The sequence below is a fragment of the Oceanicaulis sp. UBA6590 genome, assembly GCF_002433705.1.
GTDB lineage: Bacteria > Pseudomonadota > Alphaproteobacteria > Caulobacterales > Maricaulaceae > Oceanicaulis.
In genome coordinates, this window is the sequence record NZ_DJIQ01000004.1 from 1 (window position 1) to 21,385 (window position 21,385).

The window sequence follows — 21,385 nt, forward strand, 5'->3', positions numbered from 1 at the left end:
TAGATCGGCACGGTGCCGATGGGCACGGGCGAGTTGCGCAGGATCCATTCGCGGGTGTTGTGGATGTTTTTGCCGGTGGAGAGGTCCATCACCGTGTCCCCGCCCCAGCGGATGGCCCAGACCATCTTGTCCACCTCTTCCTCGACGGACGAGGCGACAGCGGAATTGCCGATATTGGCGTTGATCTTCACGAGGAAATTCCGCCCGATCACCATGGGCTCAAGCTCGCCATGGTTGATATTGGCGGGGATGATGGCGCGGCCGCGGGCGATCTCGTCGCGCACAAATTCCGGCGTCACAAATTCGGGCACCGCCGCGCCAAAGCTCTCCCCATCCGCATGGCGGATATGGGCGTCGTGCAGCGCCTGGGCGCGACCGAGATTTTCGCGCTCGGCGGCATAGATCATCTCATCGGTGATGATGCCCGCTTTCGCGAACTCATACTGGGTCACGGGCGCTGAGCCGACAGCACGCAGCGGGCGGTGACGCACCGGAAACTCGCGCGCCAGATACTTGCCCGTCGCGCCGCCATTATCGAGCGGGCTCGGCTCGCGGCCCTCATACTCTTCCACGCCGCCGCGGGCCTTCACCCAGTCGATGCGGGTGCGCGGCAGGCCCTTCTCGACGTCGATGGACTGGTTCGGATCAGTATAGGGGCCCGAACAGTCATAAACGCGCACCGGCGGCTCCATCGCGGTGGGATGAAGCTCGATCTCGCGATGGGGCACCTTCAGATGCGGCGCCGCCTTGGGCGAAGAATAGACGCGCTTTGAGCCGGCCAGCGGGCCGGTGGTCACGGTCGGGGTCGGAAATTCGGCCTGGTTGGTGGGCTTGTTCATGGCGCGAGCTTTCAGTGAGAGGTGAGCGAGGTCGGGCTGCTAGAGATCCAGCAAGCCAAGTTCGGTGCGTCGCTTCTTCGTCAGCCCTTGCGCGGCAAGGGCATGCGAAGCGCGCAAATGGTCGGAGAGTTCCGCATCGGAGACGGCGGCGTCGGTCAGACGCTGGATCCAGGTCATGCCGCGGCTGGCGAGATAGGGCGCGGGGCGACAGCCTTCGGCGTCGCGCAGCACTTCATAAACAATCTCGGAGCATTTGAAGGTGATGGCGAGCGGCCCGGCGGAGTCCGGCCACATGCCGATGGCGAAGACCTTGCCCTTCTCCAGCCCGCCCACTTTCCAGACATGGGCGCCGCCCCACTGGACCACATGGGCCGCGTGAGGAAGGGAGGCACAGAACTCATTATAGTCTTCGAGCGTCATCGCGCTGCTCCATCCCGCCGCCGGCATGACCCGGATCCGGTCCTGAGGGTGACGTCTCAGCCCCGTACGACCACCGCACGGGACACCCCTTGGAACTGACGCCACACTGAAGACGACCGACCCGCTTGGCAAGGGCTTGCGTTCAGGCGGGGCTGGGCAATGGGAGCGGGCTCGGCTATATTCAGCACAGATAAAAAAAAGACCCGCCCGGGAGACCGGAGCGGGTCTGAAGTCCAAAGCCAGGCCGACGGGAGCAATCTCGTCGGCTTTTTCGCGTCTTAGGTGGACGAGAAGTTGGCCGAGATCATCCGGGCGACGGCGATGGCGTCGGAGATGGTGTCCACAGAATAGATCTGCATCACGCCCTGGGTGGAGGCGGCCTGCGCATTGGTGAAGGCGTGCGACTGTGCGTTCACCGCGTTCTCGAACATCAGGCCGTGCGAGTGCGCCAGCGCCTGATAGACGTTGCCCATAGCCATGGCCGGGGCTTCGCCGACCACCTTGACGTTGGACTGGGTCACGGCGTCGGTGACCTGGGAATTCACTTGCTCGTTAGCTTGCGTCGTCATGTTCTGTCCTCATTGGTTTTCGTGGTGAAGGGCAGACCCGAGGCCCTGTGAGCCGGATCCGCCGGGTTTTCTGGGGCGCTGACGCCTTCAGAAACTTGGGATCAGTCCTGCTGGACGTTGACCGACGGGCCGCCGATCGGATTCCAGATGCTTTCCGCGCTGCGGCCCAGCGTCAGGATGTAGGCGACGCAGGTCGCCGTGGTGGCCGCTGCGGTCTAGTTGTTGAGAAGCTGGGACTGGACATTGCCTTCAAACAGCTTGGCCAGAGAGCTGGCGCTGGCGTTGGTGGCGATGTTCTCATTGCTGACAACCGACAATTCGTCGATGGTCAAGGTAATCTGCTTGTCGTCACTCATGGTGGGTCTCCTTTAGCGTTGGAAGGCGTTCAGTTTCCGGGCGATGCGGGCCTGGATCATCGCGGTGCGACGGGCGATGGCGGCGGACTGCTCCTGCTGGCGGGCCTGGGTCGCCCGTTCGAGCTGCTGGCGGATCTCCGCTTCGTTCTGAGGCGTTGGCGGCCTTGCTCCGCCCGGCCCCGACTGCGCCCCCAGACCGGGAATGGGCGGCAGGTCGATCGGCGTGTCCGGTATGGGCGTTTGCGGAATGGAGGGATCCGGGATCGACGGGTCGGGTATGGGCGGGTCCGGGATCGGAGGACTGGGCACGTCCGCCTCCGCCTGCATCTGCGCCCAGATCTGGTTCAGCACCTCGTTGAGCGGGGCGATCTGGCGGGCGACTTCCCGGGCGATCCTGTCTTCAAGGGTCATGTCTGCCTCCTGCCTGGCCGCGCACTGGCGCTAGGCGTCTTCCGGTTCCAGGAAGGCGCCGACCATGCCTGCGGCGCCGCGGCACAAACCGCCCAGCGTGGACAGTCCGATGCCCCAGTACTTCATGGCGTTATTGTTATCGTGCAGGCCTTTGGCCCCGAGGATCCCGCCCCCCAGAGTGGCCAGCGCCCCGACAATCTGAAGCCCGCCGATGATCCAGGTCTTGCCCAGTTCGGTCACCCGCAACGCCTCCCCGACCGAAAGCCGGGTCGGAGCGGCGACCATCAGGTTCGCCGCGATCGCCGCCACAAGATCCGAAGTCTCGCCTTCAAGCCGCTGCGTCAGGTCCGCGATTTCCGAATTGGATAATGTGCTGAACGCCACCGTGCTGGACTGGGTCGTGTACTCATAATCGCCGAGCACATTGGCCTGCAGCGTCATCGTCGTGGACAGGATGTCCTGCGTCGGCGGCATGATCTGCAGGATGCCGTTGTGATCCCCCTGGGAGATGTCGCTCACCGTGGCGTAGGGGGCGATCGTCAGGATCAGGGTCACCTGCCCCGCTGTTCCGGTCTGGGCGCAGCTGATCAGCACCAGGCCGCGCTCATTGGCGCCGCCTTCAATCAGAAGGCTGGCATAGCTTGACAGATCCGGGACGAAGACCGGCCGCATCAGCGGACTCATCTGGCAGCCGGCCAGCGTGATCTGAACCACGCCATTGCCATCGCTCTCGGCCGTCCTCGCTCCATAGTGCAGGCGCGGCGCGCCCTGCGCGGTATAGCTCTCCCCCACGGCCTGGACATAGGCCAGCGATGAGGCCTCAGCGATCGTCTTCAGCCCCGGCGCAAACACTGGCTTGGCGAAGGTCGACCCCGAGGTGGTCAGCGAATTCTGGGCAGTGCACGACATGGGGGTTCCCCTTCCGGATGGGTTGGATCGGTTCTGGGCGAGGCCGCGCGCGGGCGTCCTGCGACGGGGCGGGGCGCGTCTCATCCCGAAAAGTCGGTCTTGATGGTGCTGGCGGTGCTGGTCACCGAGCCTGAGAAGGTGATCAGCGAGCTTTGCCAGGTCGCCAGCTCCTGCAGCGCCTTCTTGCCGGTGTCCTGCGTGGCCGGATCGAGCAGCAGCGCCATGGCCTGACCGGAAGCGGCGAGCACCAGTTGCTCGGAGCCCTGCATGTAGCCGCGCAGATCCTCGAGCATCATGACCGCCGCCTGATCGGCGAGCGGGCTTTCCAGTGCGCCCAGCACTTCGCCCGTCTGCGCCGTGAGCTGCGCCTGATTGAAGCTCGCCGCCTTCTGAATATCGGTTATGGCGGTTGGCAGACTGGCGCTCTCCAGAGCGTCCCTTTCGGCGGAGACCGCATCGTCCGCGAGCGTCTGGCCATCGCGGGCAGCGTCCTTCAGGGCGGCGTCTTCAGCCGCCTGGGCCGCTGAGGGACCGGATTTGTCCGCCTTCAACCGGGACCGCGGCGTTCGGGGAGTGGGTTGTCTGGCCATGTCATGCGTCTCCGGGCCTAGCCGCCGTTAATCTTGGCGATCGCCTGAGCGACGATCGACGGATTGAGCTGATTGAGGTTCTGCTGGTTGGAGACCGAGTTCGACAGCGCCAGGCCATTGGCGTTCGCCAGACTCTGATACAGCGCGCCAATCGCGACAGCTGGCGCTTCGGCCAACACGCCGACCGCGGTTTGCGACACCGCATCGGTGATTTTCCCGTTGACCTCTTCGTTCGTCGCCATGTTTCGCCTCCTGGGTACAGGTTAACTAAAAACAACCAGCGCGAGAGTCGCTATGGCGACAATGTCCCTTGCGTTGCAGATTGACTTCGCGCTTAAATTGAAGCCGAACAAAGATGGAACCGCACTCTCGCGGAGAGCTTCAAGCCCAGAGGAGAGACAGGGTGACTTCTTACTGCCTTCCAGACAGCCAGGGCGACACCCTGGCCAGTCCAATAGAAACCACTGACAAACCATAAACATTGATAGCGCCCCGATTGAGCGCGACTCAGGACCCCACCCTGATCCAGTTCATCGAGACGCATTTTGACGCACTTTGCCCGCACCTGAACTGGTTCACCGTAGAGTTGTTTTTTCAATGTGGCGTCGCCCGCGGCCTGGCCTATCTTGATCGGCACGCTTCGCGCCGGATCAGTACGCAGAAGATCCTTGAAGACATTCCCGGATCTGCGCGTTTCACCTCGGTCGTCATGAACAACGCCGGCCAGACCGGATATGTGGAGATCCAGTCAAAGTCAGGATTTATCGAAAACATTCGACGATTTATCGCCGTCGAGGCGCTCAGCGCCGGCGCCTCGACGGCCGAGGTCGCCCATTTGTGCGGGATCAGCCTGCGCACGGTTCAGAGGTTGCAAAGGGTCAGCGCTCAGTCGCGCAGCCCTGAACCCGCACCCTGAACACATCCAGACACGACAACGCCGACGCCTTCCGGCGCCGGCGTTGAAGACCGAACGTCACTCCAGCGGACTATCGCGCCGCCGCTTCCACTTCGCGCATGACCCGAAGCAGGTTGCCGCCCCAGATCTTGGCGATATCGCTTTCGGAATAGCCGCGACGGATCAGCTCCGCCGTCACCGCCGGCGTGGTGCTGGCGTCATCCCAGCCGCCAACGCCTCCGCCTCCGTCAAAGTCGGATGCAATACCCACATGATCGATGCCGGCCACCTGAACGGCGTGATCGATATGGTCCGCAAGGGTGGAGATCGTGATGTCGTTCATCGACGCCCGCAGCGCTCTCAAACGCGCCTGATACGCGTCGCGTTCACTGTCGCTCGCCTGGGCGAAAGCCTGTCGGCTGGTGAAGCCCATTTCCTCGGCGAGGGCGCGCTCGGCCTCGGCCAGCTCGGGATCCACCTCGCCGATATACCGACGGAAAGCGACCATCTGGGCGACGCCCCCATTGTCGCGAATGGCGCGTAATTGCTCGTCATCGAGATTGCGCGGATGATCATAAACGCCGCGCGCGCCCGAATGGCTGGCGAGCACCGGCGCCCGGCTTAACGCAATCGCTTCGAGCATGGTGCGCTTGCCGACATGCGAAACGTCGACCATGACGCCATGGTCGTTCAGCTCACGCACAAGACCCCGTCCCAGCTCGGTCAGCCCCGGATCCTCGGCAGGGTCACCCTGGGCGAGATTGGGGTTGGAGCTGCCGCCGAACTGGTTGTTGCCGAAATGGGTGATGGAGACATAGCGCACGCCGCGCTCCGCCCACATCGCCACATTGGACAGATCCTCGCCCAGCGGCCAGGAATTCTCCATGCCGATGAGCGCGACAAGGCGACCGGACTCATGGATCGCCTCGACCTCGTCCGCGGTGGTCGCCAGGGCGATCTGATCGGGATAGCCGCGGATCATCCGCATGATGGCCTGGTATTTCTCCTCGGCCTGCCCCGCGGCGTCCTCATACCCGATCGGGCTGATCGTGCCCTGGCCGACATAGACGATGAAGAAGGCGGCATCGAGCCCGCCATCGCGCATCTTCGGAAGGTCGACCTGAGCGCGGGTGAAGCCGCCCGGATCGAGCGCCGCCGTGGCGTAGCCCTGTCCGATGTCCACATGGGTGTCCATGGTCAGAACCCGGTCGTGCAGCGACCGATCGGTGGCGCCCAGCGCCTCCGCGCCGCGCAGAGCGTCACGGCCCTCCTCAGCAAAAGGGGCGTACCCCGCCTCTTCGGAATAATCCACGCTCACGCATCCTGTGAGCGCCAGCGCCGCAGCGCCCGCGAGCCAAGCCTTCATCGCCCTCTCCCCTGTTCTTATTTAGGACGATGAAGGCTAGTCCCCGAACGGGGAGAGGAGCAAGGCCGGGACGCCGCGGCGCATAAAGACATTCGCGATTAGCGGCGTTCGAAGCGCGTTTCCTCATAAGACAGCGCGATGATCTCGCCCGCGCCATTGCGCTCGAATTCCAGCGGCAGCAGATCATCCAGCGGATGCTGCTGCAGTCCGAACACGTCTTCACGGGCCGGCGCACCCGTAAAGGCGTAATCTCCCCACGCCGCGTGCAGACGCCCCTCCATGATCCGGACCGTCACCGGGGCGTACATCACCGGGTTTTCATAGACGCCCGCATACTCGGACAGCGCCGCATCATCCGGGGCCCAGCTCCAATCGCCGAAAGCGGCATTGGCGCGATGCGCCGCAACGCTCTCCAGGCGGGCCTCCAGGAGGCGCGCGACGCGCTCTGGATATTGCCGCTGGCGCTCGGCCATCCACATGTCGGCGTCCTCGTGGTCAATCACGAACTGGAGGAACTGGATCATGGTGCGGCTGGTCAGCCAGCCGGTCATGTTGTCGGAGTTGGAGAACACCCCGATCCCCACTCCCAGATCGGGCGAGAACGCCATCATGGTGCGCGCGCCGGTATAGCCGCCGCCATGGGCGTAGAGCGTATGCCCTTCAAAGTCGCAGACATTCCAGCCCAGCGCATAGCCGTAACAAGGCAGCTCATAGGCGTTGCGCGCGTCCCGGCTGACCTCGGCGGCGATGGCATGGGCCTCGTTGAGGACGGCGGCGGTCAGACCGCTGCCCGAAGGCCCCTCGCCGCGCAAGTTCATCTGCAGCCAGACGATCATGTCATCGGGGGCGGTGGTGATCCCGCCCGCGGACTGCATCTGGCCATCCGTCTTGGGCCGCACCTCGTACCACCCGTCCTCCGGCCCGGTCCAGATATGGTTCCAGCTTTGCTCATCCAGGCTGAAATCAGAAGTGCGGGCGCTGGTATGCGCGAGCCCCAGCGGCGTGAAGACGTCCTCGTCCAGCCAGTCCTGCCAGGTCCGCCCGGTCACGGTCTCGAGGATCGCGCCATACAGGTTGTAGCCCAGATTGCTGTAGTCAAAGCCGGGTTTGCGGGCCGTCATGACGGCCTCGATCAGCATCGGATAATCAGCAGGATCCACACGGGTGACGTAGGCCTCGAGCATCGTGATCAGATCGGCCTCGACCGGGACCTGATGACTCAGAAGGTCCCGCAAGGTCCAGGCCGCCGGATCAATCCCGTCGGGAAAGCGCACATCCGGCCAGTGATCAGCCAGCGTGGAGTCAAGGCTGAGCACGCCCTCCGCATCCAGTCGCGCCGCCAGCACACCCATATAGGCCTTGGTCTGGGATGCGATATAGACCGGCGTCTGCGCCGTGAGCGGCGCGCCGGTTCCAACCCGCCGGACACCTTCCACATGACGGATCAGGACCTCATCGGCGGTCACCGCAACGACCGCGTAACCCGGTCCCAGATCCGGAAACCCGCCCAGGAACGCCTCCATCCGCACCGCCGCGTCCTGCGGGGTTTGCGCCGCAGTCGAAGCCGTGGCGGCGCACACTCCAGATACGGCTGCACACACGGTCAGAGCCAAGGTTCGCATATCAGTCTCCAGAACAGTCTTCATCATGAGGCTGCACGATAGGCGGGCGCCGCGGTCCGGTCTTGAACGCTTGTAACCTCTTCAGCCGGGCGCCTCTCATCCGTAAAGACCCTGACCAGTCCGCGCGGGGTCAGGCCTGTCTCGGCCCTCAGGGTCCGCGCGAAATGCGGTTGATCGGCAAACCCCGCCTCGAAGGCGGCGTGGGCGGGCGACGCCTCATCTTCCAGCAGCGCCTGCACCGCCCGCCCCATGCGGACGCGACGGCGTTCAACGCTGATCGGAGCGTTGAAATGGCGGCTATAGGCGCGCGACAGGTGCACCCGGTGAACGCCGGCCTCATTCGCCAAAACTTGCAGATCAACACCATCCGGATCCGCTCTCACGGCCTCGCGAACCCGGACCAGCCAGCCTGGCGCGGGGCGTTCAGACGCCTGTTCCGCGCCAGACATCAGCGCGAGCAGGTCCGTCAACGCATCCTCTGAAAACGCGCCCCGGCTCCGAGCCGCCGACAGCACGGCGCCGATCTGAGACGCCCAGGGGCTGGGCGCCCATCCCCAGCCCGGCCCGACATCCCGGTCAGGCGCCGAGTTCAGCGCCAGGATCAGGGCGCCCTGGGCGCTGTAACGGTTCTCATGGCGCACGCCTGCGGCCTTGAAACCGATATGGCTCATGCCCGGCGTTGCCGCGTTAGAGGGCGTATCCTCCGCCAGCGCGCCGGACAGGATGATCGAACGCTGGTCCACATCATGGGCGTGTTCGGCCATGTGATGACCCGCCGGATAGAAGCTCAGCACCAGCTCTCCCAGCTCTCCCTGGTGAAGACTGCGTCGCTTCGGCGTCTTCGCGAAACCGGCAGGGGTCGCGGCAGGGTCAGCGCTCTCGGTCACATTCGCTCCATAACAAAAGGCCGGCGAAGGATCGCCGGCCCTAGTCACGATGCAAGTGACAGTCATGTCAGATGCAGGGTGTCAGATGTCATCTCAGCTTTCGGCTTCAGCCTCGGCCTCGGCCTCGGCATAGGATTCGCCGCTCTTGGCCGAGCTCAGCGCCTGCTTGAGCAGGTTGCGGCCGACAGAGTCCACATCGTCTTTCTCCAGCTCGGTCTCACAGGCCTGCTGGAGGAACGCCTCACCATCATCAATGGCCTTGAGCGCGGTCTTCTCCTCGCTGCCAAAATTCTTGCTCATGCCGGTGAGCATGCGATGCAGCTTGCCCAGAGGGCCGCCCTTCTCCTTGGACTCTTCACCCTGAAGACGGACATGCGCCTGAAACTCGGCGGTGATGGCGGCGCGCTCGGCGATCTTCTTGAGGAATTTCGCCTTGTGCACATAATCGTCATCACACAGGTCCGCAGCCATCTCGTAGCCGCGACGGCTATCGATGAGGATGGGAATGATATTGTTCAATGATTGTGCGGTCTGGTGTCCCATCAGGACCTCCATTCACGTATGAGGGATGAGCGTCGCGCGACCTAGGCCGCAGCGGCGTTGACCTGAGTCTCGGCAATGCGCGTGAGCTCGCGATCGCCGCCATAGGTCTCATCCAGGCAGTCCTGCAGAACTTCGACGTCTGATTTCAGCCCCTGACGCTGGGCGAACGCACGAACCACGCCATAGCCGGCCAGCGCGTAATGGGTCATGCGCTGGGTCTGCGCGATAATGGATGCGTCTCGCACATCCTTGTCGCTGATATCGGCTTCAAGCGCGTGAGCGCGGGCTTCGGTGACCAGACCTTCCATGCCCTTGCAATGCTCGCCCTTTGGGTCGGCGCCGTGATCCTGGATCAGGGTCTTGACCTTCTCCATGCCCTTGCTGATGCCGCCGACATTGCGCTCCAGCGCCTCCTTGAGGTTGGAGTTGGACGCGGCTTTGGCGAGGTCCTTGGAAACCGAAAGCGCTTGTTTGTCAGCGCTGTAAAGGTCCTGCAGCTGGTCGATATAAAGATCTTTAAGGCTGTCCATCGGTCATCTCCTCGATTGCGGTTCTGAACAACGAACGGCGACGACGGGGGGACGGTCACGGGGTTCGATGTTCGGCGTTGTCCTGACTCAACGTCCGCTGGCCGATGGCGTTCCAAAGTCTTCTCAGGCTTCGGTCACGACGCGGACAACAAAAAGGGCGGCCCGAGAGCCGCCCTTTGTCCGATCATGGCTGTCCGAGGATCAGCCCTTGAAGGGATCCTGCATCAGGATGGTGTCGTCACGTTCCGGGCTGGTGGACAGGAGCGCCACCGGCGTTTCGATCAGCTCCTCGATGCGGCGCACATACTTGACCGCTTGCGCGGGCAGATCCGCCCAGGAGCGGGCCCCTGCCGTGGAGCCTGACCAGCCTTCAAAGGTTTCATAGACCGGCTCGACGCCCGCCTGGGCGCCCGTGCCCGCAGGCAGACGGTCATACATCTCGCCATTGAACTTGTAGCCGATGCAGACCTTCAGCTCGTCAAAACCGTCGAGCACATCGAGCTTGGTCAGCGCCACGCCATTGATGCCGTTGATCTTGCACGACTGGCGCACCAGCACGGCGTCAAACCAGCCGCAGCGGCGCTGGCGGGAGGTGACAGTGCCGAATTCACGCCCGCGCTCGCCGATCTTCTGTCCGATCTCATCGGTCAGCTCGGTGGGGAACGGGCCCTCGCCCACGCGGGTGGTGTAGGCTTTCACAATGCCCAGCACATAACCGACCTTGCCCGGACCGACGCCCGACCCGGCGGCGGCCTGGCCCGCGACGGTGTTGGAGCTGGTCACGAAGGGGTAGGTGCCGTGATCCACGTCGAGGAACGCGCCCTGCGCGCCTTCGAACAGGATCTTCTTGTCGTCCGACATCGCCTTGTCGAGCGTGCGCCAGACCGGATCGGCGAAGGGCAGGATCTTCGGCGCGATCTCGAGCAATTCAGCAACCAGCGCGTCCGGATCGGCTTCTTCCACGCCCATGCCGCGACGCAGGGCGTTGTGGTGATGCAGCAGTTCGCTCACCCGGCGACGCAATTGCTTTTCGTCCGCAAGGTCGATCACGCGGACCGAGCGGCGGCCCACCTTGTCTTCATAGGCCGGACCGATGCCGCGACGGGTGGTGCCGATCTTCATGCCGTCATCGCGGTTCTCGCGCATGGCGTCGAGTTCGCGGTGGACCGGCAGGATCAGGGTCGCGGTTTCCGCCACGCGCACGAGCTTGGGGCTAATGTCCACGCCTTGCTCGCGCACTTTCTCGATCTCTGAGATGAAGGCCCAGGGATCGACGACCACGCCATTGCCGATCAGGGACAGCTTCTTCTGCACGACGCCGGACGGCATCAGCGACAGCTTGTAGGTCACCCCATCCACGACCAGCGTGTGACCGGCATTGTGACCGCCCTGAAAGCGCACGACCACGTCGGCGCGATGAGACAGCCAGTCGACAATCTTGCCCTTGCCCTCATCGCCCCACTGGGCGCCGACAACCACAACATTGGACATCGCGCATACTCCGTATCGCGGAAAAACCGGGGGTGGCTTACGCGCTTCTCAGCCATGGGGCAAGAAGCGCGCTGGCAAAGCCCTGTGGACGCCTAGTCCGCCGGGTTGGCGAGGGCTTCGTGATAGGCCCAGTCCAGCCACGGCCCGAGGGCGACCACATCGTCCGCATCAATGGTCGGTCCGCACCAGATGCGCAGTCCGGCCGGGGCCTTGGGGTGGGGAATGACGTCAAACGCCGCTTCCTCGCGATCGAGCAAGACGCCCATGCGACGCGAGACCGCCCAGCGCTCTTCCTCGGACTTGCCCTCGAGCTCCTTGCCGGAAAACTTCAGCGTCACCGAGGTTTGCGATCGGGTGGCGGGTTCTTTCGCCAGGAAGTCGATCCAGTCGGTCTTCTCGACCCAGTCCGCCAGCGCATCGAAATTGGCCTGGGTGCGATCGATCAGCGCCGAAACCCCGCCCTCTTTCGCCGCCCATTTGAGCGCATCGAGATAATCCTCGGTGCACAGAAGCGAGGGGGTGTTGATGGTGGAGCCTTCATAGATCTTGGCGGTCTCGTCGCCCGCTTCAAACAGTTGCAGGATGCGCGGCACGGGCCAGCTGGGGCGATACTCGCGCAGGCGCTGACGCGCACGCGGGCTGAGAATGGCGATGCCGTGCTGGGCTTCCCCGCCCATGCATTTCTGCCAGCTGAAGGTGGTCACATCGAGCTTGGACCAGGGCAGATCCATCGCGAACGCGGCTGACGTCGCGTCACAGATGGTCAGGCCCTCGCGATCATCCTTGATCCAGTCGCCATCGGTCACGCGCACGCCCGCCGCCGTGGCGTTCCAGGTGAAGACGACATCGTTCTTGAAGTCGACCTTGGAATAGTCCGGCGCAACGCCGTACGGGGCGTGGTGAATGGTCAGACCTTCGGGCTTAAGCTCGTCGCGCGCATCGATCAGCCAGCGACCGCCAAACTCATCACACGCCAGCACATCCACGCCGCGCGCGCCCAGCATGGACCACATCGCTCCTTCCATGGCGCCCGTATCGGAGGCCGGGGTGATGATCACCTTGTAGTCGTCGGGAATTTCGAGGATCGCCGCCGTGCGCTCGATGGCTTCGGCCAGACGCGCTTTCGGCGTTCCGCCGCGGTGGGTGCGGCCCAGCGGCGCGGCGGCCAATGCAGAGAGTTCCCAACCCGGACGCTTCTTGGTAGGCCCGCAGGAGAAACGGGCGTCATTGGGGCGGTTGGTGGGTTTGAGAACCGTCATGACACGATGACCTCAGCTTTATGACAAGAAAGCTCACGGGTAGGCCGTGCTGCATGTGCGGTCAATTGCGCAAAGGTTGGAAAATCCTCCCTTGACCCTCAAACCTCCGGAGCGTAGCGCAAAAGCCATGACCGATTATCGCGCCCTGTTCGACCTGCCCCCCGACACCGCCTATTTCAACGCCGCCCAGGTCGGACCCTTGCCAATCAAGGCCGCAGAGGCCGGTCACGCCGCCTATCGCGACAAGCTGCGCCCCTGGGGCCACACCACCACGCAGACCTTCTTCGACCTGCCAGAAAGCGTGCGTGCGGAAGCGGCGAAACTGTTCGGTGCGAAACCCGACGACATTGCGATTGTGCCCGCCGCCTCATACGGGCTGGCGACGGCGGCGCGCAATCTGTCGCTGAAGCCGGGCGATGAAATCGTCATCCTGGACGGACAATTCCCCTCCAATGTCTATACATGGCGGGCGCTGGCCAAAGAGACCGGCGCGCAAATCAGGACCGTCAAGCGTGAGACCGAACAGACCTGGACCAACGCCTTGCTCGACGCGATTGGCGTACGCACGGCTTTGGTCGCCTGCGGGGCATTGCACTGGATTGATGGCGGACGTGTGGATCTTGAAGCCGTCTCGAAGGCCGCCAGGGCGCAGGGCGCCGCTCTTGTGCTCGACCTGACCCAGTCGCTCGGCGTCATGCCCTTTGACGTCAAGACCATCGACCCCGATTTCGTGGTCGCCGCCGCCTATAAATGGATGCTCGGCCCCTACGCCACCGGCTATCTCTATGCGGCGCCCCGCCATCAGGACGGGGTTCCGCTGGAAGAGAACTGGATCAACCGCAGCGACTCCCAGGATTTCTCGCGTCTGATCGATTATCGCGACACCTACGACGTTGGCGCGCGCCGCTTTGACATGGGCGAACGCTCCAATCACCAGCTGCTGCCCGCCGCGCTGGAAAGCCTCAACCTTCTCAACGGTATCGGGGTTGATGAAATCGCGCGGCAATGCGCCGCGACCAGCACGCTCATCAAGGAGGCGGTCGCCCCATTGGGCCTGTGCGCCGACATTCCCGAACAGGCGCCCCATTATCTGTCGCTCAGCCTGCCAGACGGGGCGCCCGCTGATCTGGCCGCGCCCTTGCGCGAGCATGACGTCCACGCCTCCCAGCGCGGGCCGCGCCTGCGGATCAGCGCCCATATTTACAATACGGCCGATGACGTGGACCGTCTCGTGACGGCGTTGAAGGCCATACTGGGATGACGCCGGACTCTCCAGGACCGAAGGGCTGGGGCGCGCTCGGCCTGCTGGCGCTCGTCTGGGGCAGCGCGTTCGCCTTCATCGCGGTCGCGGTCGACACCCTGCCGCCCTCCATCATCGTGTTGGGGCGATTGAGCCTCGCCGCGGTCATCCTGACCGGCTGGGCCTTTTATCGTCGTCGCCGCTTCCCGCCCCTCAAGGATGTGCGCTGGCTGTGGTTCCTGGCGCTTGGGCTTCTGGGGAACGCCCTGCCCTTCACCCTGATCGCCATCGGGCAGAAGACGGTGCCGTCGGGGATCGCCGGCATCCTGATGGGTATGATGCCGCTGACGGTGATCGCGGCCGCGCATTTCATCCTGCCCAATGAACGCTTGAGCCTGAGGAAAGCCTCGGGCTTTCTCATCGGCTTTTCCGGCATTGTGATCCTGATGGGGCCGGCGGCGCTCAAGGGCATGCTGGAGGCGGACTTTCTGGCCCAGCTCCTGATCTTCATCGCCACGCTGAGCTATGCCGCCAACGCGGTGACCTATCAGGCCTCGCCTGAAACCCCGCCCAGCGTGATCGCAGCCGGCTCGATGATCTGCGCGGCGGTATTGAGCCTGCCGGTGGCGCTTTACGACATCGTGGCGGGCCCGGCCATCACGCCCAGCCTGCCGTCCATCATGGCGGTGCTGGCCCTTGGCCTGTTGCCCACCGCCCTCGCCACCATTGTCTATATGGGCGTGGCGCGAAAAGTCGGCGCGTCCTTCATCGCCCTGATCAACTACATGGTGCCCGTGGTCGCCGCGGTGATCGGTCTGGCTCGCGGCGAACCCATGACGCTGACCACGCTGATTGCGCTCGGCGTCATCCTGCTGGGGGTGTATGTGGCCCGGCGCAAGCCCAGGGTCGCGCCCTAGTCCAGATCGCCCCGGACCGGCGCCTGCGCGAACTCGGACGCATTGACCGTCCAGCCATGCTGGACCGGGCCATTGCCCTTGCCGAATTTGGGCGCGCGGCGGATCGCTTCGTACAGGTAATCGCCCGCCATCTCGACCGCGCGATCCAGCCCCAGACCTTGCGCCATCAGGGCGGCAATGCCGCTGGCCAGGGTACAGCCTGTGCCATGGGTATGACGCGTATGGATGCGCGGGCGGGTGAACAGGCGCACGCCATTGCGGGTCGCCAGAAGGTCAATGATCTGAGAGCCTTCCAGATGCCCGCCTTTGATCAGCACGGCCTTGGCGCCCATCTCCAGGAGTTCGTCTGCGGCGGCGCGCTGGTCATCGAGATCCTCGATGGTTCCGCCCGCCAGAACCGCCGCTTCGGGCGCGTTGGGCGTGATCAGGCTGGCGCGGGGCAGCAGCTCGGTGCGGATCGCCTCGGCCGTGTCCTCGCTGATCAGCTTGTCGCCAGAGCCGGCGACCATCACCGGGTCCACGATCAGCGGCAGGCCGGCGGTTTTCGCTTCATCCAGCGCTTTGACCACCGTCTCAATGGTGCTGACGCTGGCCAGCATCCCGGTCTTGATGGCGTCGGCTCCGATATCAGAGAGCACCGCCTCGATCTGGGCCGCAATGATCTCATCCGGGATCGGGTGCACGCCGGTCACGCCCTGGGTGTTCTGAACCGTCACCGCGGTGATCGCAGTCGAGGCGTATCCGCCCAGCGCCGTCACCGTCTTGATATCGGCCTGAATGCCCGCGCCGCCCGAGCTGTCCGACCCGGCGATGATCAGCACCCGGCCCTTGGGATCTTCGAACTGGGTCTCGTCGAGCGTCTCGCTGGCGTCGGTCATGGTCGTGCTCCGTCTTGTGACGGGCTTGAGCTAGTCGGTGACGGTGAAAGGTGCAAGCGCCACGGCTGTGCCCGATCAGACACACTGGAACTCAAACGCCACTATTTGCCCGGGGCATCACTGGCCCCTCGCGCCGGAATGGAGTAAGCACGCTCATCCTGACAGAGCCTCTGTCCAGAAGGAGTTCTCGGACCCGTGCCACGATCCTGATAGCCGCGGCGGCCTGGTGAAACCCGGGCGGTGAGCGTCGCAGCAACCGCGGACCTGAGCGCGCATCGCGTTTGGCCCAATCGCTAAATCCCTCGCCTTCTCCGCAGCTAACAAAGGTCGCGCCTCGCCCGCCGCCGGTTACCGGCCAGGGATGAGTGCACGCATGCAGGACCGAGATGACCGATTTCGAAGACTTCGAGGACCAGGACGCTCAAACCGAGCGGGTCCTCTCCAATTTCGCTGTACTGAGCTTTGTCGCCCGCCAATGGCGCCGGCGCCCCTGGCTGTTCAGCCTGGTGGTGAGCTTTTCCGCGCTCGCCACTTTGGCGGACGTTTTCATTCCCGTGGCCGCGGGTCGACTGATCGACACGATCAGCGGGGCGAACGCCGACCCGACCGGCCAGAGTCACTGGACCGCGCTCGCCGTGTTCGTGGGCCTCGCCATTCTGGTGAACGCCGCGCGGCAGATCATGGTGCGCTGCGAGATCCCGTTCTCCAGCGCCAACATGGCGGACATGACCTCTGAAGCCTTCGCCAAGGTGCAGCGCTTCAGCGCGGACTGGCATGCCAACGCCTTCGCCGGCGCGGTCGTGCGCAAGATCACGCGCGGCATGTGGGCGTATGACACGATCACAGCCACGTTGTGGTTCTCGATGATCCCGTCCATCGGCGTGATGGTCGCACTCGGCGTCTACATGCTCATCCATTGGCCCGTGGTGGGGATCTACGCGCTTGCAGTCACCTTCACCTTCATCGTGCTGACCGTGCTGGTGTCGACCTATTACATCCGCCCGCAGAACGTCATTTCCAACGCCAAGGATTCCGAACTGGGCGGCGCGATCGCCGACGTCATCTCCGGCGTCGCCACGGTGAAAAGCTTTGGCGCGGAAGCGCGCGAGGACAGCCGCTTCCACGCGCTGGCCTGGGGCTGGCGGGCGCAGGCGAAAAAGACCTGGTACCGGTTCACCAATGCCTGGCTGATCCAGATGACCGCCGTGATCCTGCTGCAGGCGGGGCTGGCGGGCCTGTTGCTGCAGCTGTGGACGCAAGGCGGCGCGACGGCGGGCGATGTGGTGTTCGGCATCACCGCCTTCCTGATGATGGCGGGCTATATGCGGCGTTTCGGCGAGGAAGTGCAGAACGTCCAGCGCGGTCTCGACGAGATCCAGGACCTGGCCACCTTCGCAAAAACCGACGCCCAGATCGCGGATCTGCCCGGCGCGCCCGACTTCACCCCGGTCGAGGGCGAGATCGTCTTCAGGGATGTGCGCTTCACCTATGCCGGTCAGGATACGCCGCTCTATGACGGCTTCAGCCTGACCATTCCCCAGGGTGAGAAAGTGGCGCTGGTCGGTCCCACCGGGTCGGGCAAGTCCACCTTCGTCAAGCTCGTCCAGCGTCTCTATGACGTCGAAGACGGCGCCATCGTCATAGACGGACAGGATGTGCGCACAGTCACCCAGTCGAGCCTGCGGCGCTCCATCGCGCTCGTGCCTCAGGACCCGGCGCTGTTTCACCGCTCGATTGCGGAGAACATCGCCTATGCCCGGCCTGAGGCGACCCTTGAGGAGATCGAGGATGCGGCCCGCCGCGCCCGCGCCCATGACTTCATCATGAGCTTGCCCAAGGGCTATGACACGCTGGTGGGCGAGCGCGGGGTGAAGCTGTCGGGCGGCGAACGCCAGCGGATCGCCATTGCGCGGGCCGTGCTGGCGGACGCCCCGATCCTGATCTTTGACGAGGCGACCAGCGCGCTCGACAACGAGACCGAACGCGATGTCCAGCTGGCGATGGAGGATGTGACGCGCGGCAAGACCGCCATCGTCATCGCCCACCGCCTGTCCACCATCCGCGACGCGGACCGCATCCTGGTCTTTGACAAGGGTCGGGTCGTGGAACAGGGCACGCATGATGAACTGGCGAGCCAGGGCGAAGGCGTCTACGCGCGCCTCGCCGCGCTGGCGGAAGGCTGAGCGGTCCAATCAAGGCCATTTCGGGGCTGATGCAGGTTTTTCGTATCTTTTCGGTGCGAGGCCTGCTATCAGCCGCCGCTCAGTCGCGCCGGGGATCTCCGCGCGACAAGGTTTTCGGGACTGCCTCAAGCAAGGGATTGTGAGGCGACGTCCTTTGCGAGGTACATATGAGTTTCCCCAACACCATCCCCTCCGCGCTGGTCACGGCGCTGGAGGCGAAGGGCTATGAGACCCTGACTGACGTCCAGAACGCCGTGCTGACCGATGAGGCCGATGGCCGGGACCTGCTGGTCTCCGCCCAGACCGGTTCGGGCAAGACCGTGGCGTTCGGCATGGCCATGGCCGGCACCCTGCTAGCGGGCGAAGACCGCCTGCCCCAGGCCGGCGCGCCGCTCGCTCTGATCATCGCCCCGACCCGCGAACTGGCCCTTCAGGTCCAGCGCGAGCTTGACTGGCTCTATGCCGAAGCGGGCGCGAAACTCGCCAGCGCCGTGGGCGGCCTTGATCCGCGCACCGAGCGCCGGGCACTCGAACGCGGCGCGCATATCGTGGTGGGCACGCCGGGCCGTCTGCGCGACCATATCGAACGCAAGGCGCTCGATCTGTCCAACATTCGCGCCATTGCGCTCGATGAAGCGGACGAAATGCTCGATTTCGGTTTCCGTGAGGATCTTGAGTTCATCCTGGGCTCCGCCCCGGAAGAGCGCCGCACGCTCTTGTTCTCGGCCACCGTGTCCAAAGAGATCGCGCGCATCGCCGAGACCTATCAGCGCGACGCGCTGCGCATCTCGACCCTGAGCGCGACGAACCAGCACGCCGACATCACCTATCTGGCGCACACCGTGGCCGGTCATGACCGCGAGAACGCCGTCATCAACGTGCTGCGCTATCACGCCGCCCCGCGCGCGCTGGTGTTCTGCGCCACCCGCGATGCGGTGAACCGTCTGGCCGCCAAGCTCCATAATCGCGGCTTCCACGCCGTGGCTTTGTCGGGCGAGCTGACCCAGGCTGAACGCACCAAGGCGCTGCAGGCGCTGCGTGATGGCCGGGCGACCGTCTGCGTCGCCACCGATGTCGCCGCCCGCGGCATCGACCTGCCGGGTCTTGATCTGGTGGTCCATGCCGAGCCGCCGACCAATGCCGAAAGCCTGTTGCACCGCTCTGGCCGGACCGGCCGAGCCGGCGCGAAGGGCACCAGCGTCTTTGTCGTCGCCAGCTCGCGCAAGGGCCGGGTCATCCGCCTGCTGCGCGAAGCCAAGGTGCAGGCGGAGTGGGTGGATGCCCCCGACGCCGATCTCGTGCGCGAGAAAGACCGCGAACGTCTGGGCGATCACCCCGCCCTCTCCCAGGATGTGGATGAGGACCGGCTTGAGGAAATCCGCGAGCTGATCGAGCGCTTCGGCGCCGAGAAGCTGACCGCCGCCTTCCTGTCCGAGCTGGAACGCCGCATGCCGGCGCCCGAAGAGCTGTCAGGCACGCCGCCCGAGCGTCAGCGCGAAGAGCGCGCCGACCGGGGTCCGCGTCGGGGCCGCGAGGATTTTGACGCCGGTCAATGGTTCGAGATTGATCTGGGCCGCAAGCAACGCGCCGAACCGCGCTGGCTGGTGCCGCTGATCTGCCGTGTGGGCGGGATTGTCGGCAATGATATCGGCGCGATCCGCATTGGCGAGACGGCCACCCGCTTCCAGATCGCCGAAGACAAGATCGACGGCTTCACCGAGGCGATGAATCAGCCGCGCGAAACCGACAAGAATGTGCGGGTCACAATCGCGGGCGATGAGCCGTTCGAGACCGCCGGGCCGGGCTTTGGCAGTGGTCCGCGCGGCGGCGACCGCGATCGCGGCAAGCCCAAGCGCACGCCGCGCCCGGGCAAGGCCGAACGCGCCGCCAAGCGCTCGCATGATGATGACGACTTCTTCTCGGGCTCGCTTGATGATGCCCGCGGAGACACCCGTCCCAAGCGCGACTGGGCGCCCAAGGGCGGCAAGTCCGGCGACTTCAAGAAGCGGGACGGCGAGCGCTCTTATGGCGACAAGCCTGCGTTCAAGAAACGCGAGGGTGAGCGCTCCTTTGGCGACAAGCCCCATGCGGGCAAGCGCGAGGGCTTCAAGAAGCGCGATGGCGGCAAGCCCGGCTTCAAGAAAGCCGAAGGCGGCAAGCCGTCCGGTTTCAAGAAGTCCGAAGGCGGCGACCGTCCGCTGAAGCGCATCAAGCGCAAGACCGGCTAATCTGACCAAGAGGTCATGAGACGGACAGGACAAGCCTGCCGCCCTGCGGCAGGCTTGTTTTATGTCCAGACTTATCGATTGCCTCGACACGCAGGACCCGAGCGGGCTCAGCCGGTTGCTGGCCCAGCAGCCGCATCTGACCAATGCGCCTGTAATCGAGGGCGATCACGCCCCGCATCCGATCCATGCGATCTGTGATCGCGTATTTGACGGCCGACTGAGTGAAGGCCAGGGTCTGGCGTTCGCGAACGCCCTGATTTCGGCGGGCGCCGATCTTGATGCTGTGCACCCGGGCAATGGCGATACGCTGTTGATCAGCGCCATCAGCCTGTCCTGTCCCGCCATTGCGCACCGGCTACTGGACAAAGGCGCCAATCCGGACCCGCGCGGCGTCTTCGGCGCCACGGCCCTGCACTGGGCCGCCATCATGGGCCTGCCCGATCTCGTCAAACGCCTGATTGATCACGGCGTCTACATTTTCCTGCGCGACACCCAGTATCACGGCACGCCGCTCGGATGGGCCGTGCAGGGGCGGCTCGATCCGCCACCCGGCGCGCGGGGCGGGCAGGTCGCCTGCGCCACCCTGCTGGTTGCGGCGGGTCTGCAGCCGGAGGCGGAGTGGCGAACGAGTGAACAGATCCAGTCTGACGCCGCTTTGCGGGCCGCTCTGGACGGACGTCAGTCAGCGTAGCGAGCAATCTCCGCCTGAACCTTGAGCGCCTGCGCCGTCTCGCGCACATCATGCACGCGCACGATGGCGCAGCCTGCCCGGGCCGCCTGCAAGGCAACAGTCAGGGACCCGCCCAGCCGATCCAGGGCGTCCGTCGCCGTCTCGTCAATCGCGTTGATGAAGCGTTTGCGCGACGCGCCGAACAGCACCGGCAGGCCCAGCGAGACGAAATGCTCGAGCGAGGCGATGAGCTTGAGATTGTGCTCGAGCGTCTTGCCGAAGCCGATGCCCGGATCGAGCACGATCAGGCTGCGGTCGAACCCGGTCGACAACAACACGCCGACTCGCTGGCCCAGATAGCGGGCCACATCATTGACCACATCATCATAGTGCGGATCAGCCTGCATGGTGCGCGGTTCGCCCTGCATGTGCATCAGACAGACCGGCACGCCCAGCTCCATGGCGGTTTCCGGCGCGCCTTCGGCCCGAAGCGCATTGACGTCATTCCACAACCCTGCGCCGGCATGCACGGCGGCGCGGGCGACGCCCGGCTTCATGGTGTCGATGGAGATCGCTGCGTCG

Annotated in this window: 23 protein-coding genes and 1 riboswitch; of the genes, 6 read left to right on the top strand and 17 right to left on the bottom strand. The window is 64.6% G+C overall.

Features of this window, described 5'->3' with window-relative positions; genetic code table 11:
• From B2Z70_RS01005 to B2Z70_RS01040, 8 genes are all read right to left on the bottom strand, one after another.
• Positions 1 to 839 (bottom strand): phosphomethylpyrimidine synthase ThiC (locus B2Z70_RS01005; protein WP_292980032.1); only part of this gene is annotated, 839 nt, incomplete at its 3' end.
• A 39-nt stretch (positions 840 to 878) separates the two neighbouring features.
• On the bottom strand, positions 879 to 1,259 hold the full coding sequence (locus tag B2Z70_RS01010) for an MmcQ/YjbR family DNA-binding protein (protein WP_292980034.1): 381 nt from the start codon (positions 1,257 to 1,259) through the stop codon (positions 879 to 881).
• A riboswitch (TPP riboswitch) is annotated at positions 1,255 to 1,359 on the bottom strand. (Overlaps the previous gene by 5 nt.)
• A gap of 178 nt (positions 1,360 to 1,537) precedes the next feature.
• On the bottom strand, positions 1,538 to 1,828 hold the full coding sequence (locus B2Z70_RS01015; protein WP_009801838.1) for a RebB family R body protein: 291 nt from the start codon (positions 1,826 to 1,828) through the stop codon (positions 1,538 to 1,540).
• 215 nt (positions 1,829 to 2,043) lie between these two features.
• A complete protein-coding gene (locus B2Z70_RS01020; protein WP_292980038.1) occupies positions 2,044 to 2,184 on the bottom strand; it encodes a hypothetical protein in 141 nt (46 codons plus the stop codon).
• Between the two features lie 12 nt (positions 2,185 to 2,196).
• Positions 2,197 to 2,595, bottom strand: a complete 399-nt coding sequence (locus tag B2Z70_RS01025; protein WP_292980040.1) for a hypothetical protein — start codon at positions 2,593 to 2,595, stop codon at positions 2,197 to 2,199.
• Positions 2,596 to 2,625: 30 nt separating this feature from the next.
• Positions 2,626 to 3,504, bottom strand: coding sequence for a hypothetical protein (locus tag B2Z70_RS01030; protein ID WP_292980042.1), 879 nt, complete (start codon positions 3,502 to 3,504; stop codon positions 2,626 to 2,628).
• Positions 3,505 to 3,584: 80 nt separating this feature from the next.
• On the bottom strand, positions 3,585 to 4,094 hold the full coding sequence (locus B2Z70_RS01035; protein ID WP_292980044.1) for a hypothetical protein: 510 nt from the start codon (positions 4,092 to 4,094) through the stop codon (positions 3,585 to 3,587).
• 17 nt (positions 4,095 to 4,111) lie between these two features.
• Positions 4,112 to 4,336, bottom strand: coding sequence for a RebB family R body protein (locus B2Z70_RS01040; protein WP_009801843.1), 225 nt, complete (start codon positions 4,334 to 4,336; stop codon positions 4,112 to 4,114).
• A 254-nt stretch (positions 4,337 to 4,590) separates the two neighbouring features.
• On the opposite strand from B2Z70_RS01040, the gene B2Z70_RS01045 reads away from it, so the two are divergent.
• Positions 4,591 to 5,010: a helix-turn-helix domain-containing protein gene (locus tag B2Z70_RS01045; protein ID WP_162010983.1), complete on the top strand. Its 420-nt coding sequence runs from the start codon at positions 4,591 to 4,593 to the stop codon at positions 5,008 to 5,010.
• A 70-nt stretch (positions 5,011 to 5,080) separates the two neighbouring features.
• Here the strand turns inward: B2Z70_RS01045 and B2Z70_RS01050 are convergent, their stop codons facing one another.
• The 7 genes from B2Z70_RS01050 to B2Z70_RS01080 all read right to left on the bottom strand — a co-directional run bounded on the left by B2Z70_RS01050 (position 5,081) and on the right by B2Z70_RS01080 (position 12,687).
• Positions 5,081 to 6,355, bottom strand: coding sequence for a dipeptidase (locus B2Z70_RS01050; protein ID WP_292980049.1), 1,275 nt, complete (start codon positions 6,353 to 6,355; stop codon positions 5,081 to 5,083).
• A gap of 98 nt (positions 6,356 to 6,453) precedes the next feature.
• A complete protein-coding gene (locus B2Z70_RS01055; RefSeq protein ID WP_292980051.1) occupies positions 6,454 to 7,977 on the bottom strand; it encodes a serine hydrolase in 1,524 nt (507 codons plus the stop codon).
• 23 nt (positions 7,978 to 8,000) lie between these two features.
• Positions 8,001 to 8,864, bottom strand: coding sequence for an AraC family transcriptional regulator (locus B2Z70_RS01060; RefSeq protein ID WP_292980053.1), 864 nt, complete (start codon positions 8,862 to 8,864; stop codon positions 8,001 to 8,003).
• A 93-nt stretch (positions 8,865 to 8,957) separates the two neighbouring features.
• The gene (locus B2Z70_RS01065) at positions 8,958 to 9,407 is read right to left on the bottom strand and encodes a PA2169 family four-helix-bundle protein (protein ID WP_292980055.1); all 450 of its coding nucleotides are present in this window, start codon (positions 9,405 to 9,407) and stop codon (positions 8,958 to 8,960) included.
• Positions 9,408 to 9,448: 41 nt separating this feature from the next.
• Positions 9,449 to 9,937: a DUF892 family protein gene (locus B2Z70_RS01070; RefSeq protein ID WP_292980057.1), complete on the bottom strand. Its 489-nt coding sequence runs from the start codon at positions 9,935 to 9,937 to the stop codon at positions 9,449 to 9,451.
• A 201-nt stretch (positions 9,938 to 10,138) separates the two neighbouring features.
• A complete protein-coding gene (locus B2Z70_RS01075; RefSeq protein WP_292980059.1) occupies positions 10,139 to 11,428 on the bottom strand; it encodes an adenylosuccinate synthase in 1,290 nt (429 codons plus the stop codon).
• A gap of 92 nt (positions 11,429 to 11,520) precedes the next feature.
• Positions 11,521 to 12,687 (bottom strand): phosphoserine transaminase, encoded by a 1,167-nt coding sequence (locus B2Z70_RS01080; protein ID WP_292980061.1) that lies wholly within the window; start codon positions 12,685 to 12,687, stop codon positions 11,521 to 11,523.
• 91 nt (positions 12,688 to 12,778) lie between these two features.
• Between B2Z70_RS01080 and B2Z70_RS01085 the strand changes: the two genes are divergently transcribed.
• Both B2Z70_RS01085 and B2Z70_RS01090 read left to right on the top strand, forming a co-directional pair.
• Positions 12,779 to 13,948, top strand: coding sequence for an aminotransferase class V-fold PLP-dependent enzyme (locus B2Z70_RS01085; RefSeq protein ID WP_292980063.1), 1,170 nt, complete (start codon positions 12,779 to 12,781; stop codon positions 13,946 to 13,948).
• Complete coding sequence (locus B2Z70_RS01090) at positions 13,945 to 14,844, top strand: DMT family transporter (protein WP_292980065.1); 900 nt, start codon at positions 13,945 to 13,947, stop codon at positions 14,842 to 14,844. Before B2Z70_RS01085 ends, B2Z70_RS01090 begins: the two co-directional genes overlap by 4 nt.
• Here B2Z70_RS01090 and thiD read toward each other — a convergent pair.
• The gene (gene thiD / locus B2Z70_RS01095) at positions 14,841 to 15,722 is read right to left on the bottom strand and encodes a bifunctional hydroxymethylpyrimidine kinase/phosphomethylpyrimidine kinase (RefSeq protein WP_009801854.1); all 882 of its coding nucleotides are present in this window, start codon (positions 15,720 to 15,722) and stop codon (positions 14,841 to 14,843) included. The two genes, B2Z70_RS01090 and thiD, sit on opposite strands and share 4 nt — an antisense overlap.
• Positions 15,723 to 16,108: 386 nt before the next feature.
• Here thiD and B2Z70_RS01100 point away from each other — a divergent pair, with 386 nt between their 5' ends.
• The 3 genes from B2Z70_RS01100 to B2Z70_RS01110 all read left to right on the top strand — a co-directional run bounded on the left by B2Z70_RS01100 (position 16,109) and on the right by B2Z70_RS01110 (position 20,824).
• Positions 16,109 to 17,905 carry an ABC transporter ATP-binding protein gene (locus tag B2Z70_RS01100; RefSeq protein ID WP_292980067.1) on the top strand — a complete coding sequence of 599 codons (1,797 nt, stop codon included), beginning with the start codon at positions 16,109 to 16,111 and terminating at the stop codon, positions 17,903 to 17,905.
• A gap of 167 nt (positions 17,906 to 18,072) precedes the next feature.
• The gene (locus B2Z70_RS01105) at positions 18,073 to 20,133 is read left to right on the top strand and encodes a DEAD/DEAH box helicase (RefSeq protein ID WP_292980069.1); all 2,061 of its coding nucleotides are present in this window, start codon (positions 18,073 to 18,075) and stop codon (positions 20,131 to 20,133) included.
• A gap of 61 nt (positions 20,134 to 20,194) precedes the next feature.
• On the top strand, positions 20,195 to 20,824 hold the full coding sequence (locus B2Z70_RS01110) for an ankyrin repeat domain-containing protein (protein ID WP_292980071.1): 630 nt from the start codon (positions 20,195 to 20,197) through the stop codon (positions 20,822 to 20,824).
• Here B2Z70_RS01110 and folP read toward each other — a convergent pair.
• Positions 20,812 to 21,385, bottom strand: a 574-nt coding sequence (gene folP, locus B2Z70_RS01115; RefSeq protein ID WP_292980073.1) for a dihydropteroate synthase, incomplete at its 5' end; no start/stop codon positions are given. The genes B2Z70_RS01110 and folP overlap by 13 nt on opposite strands.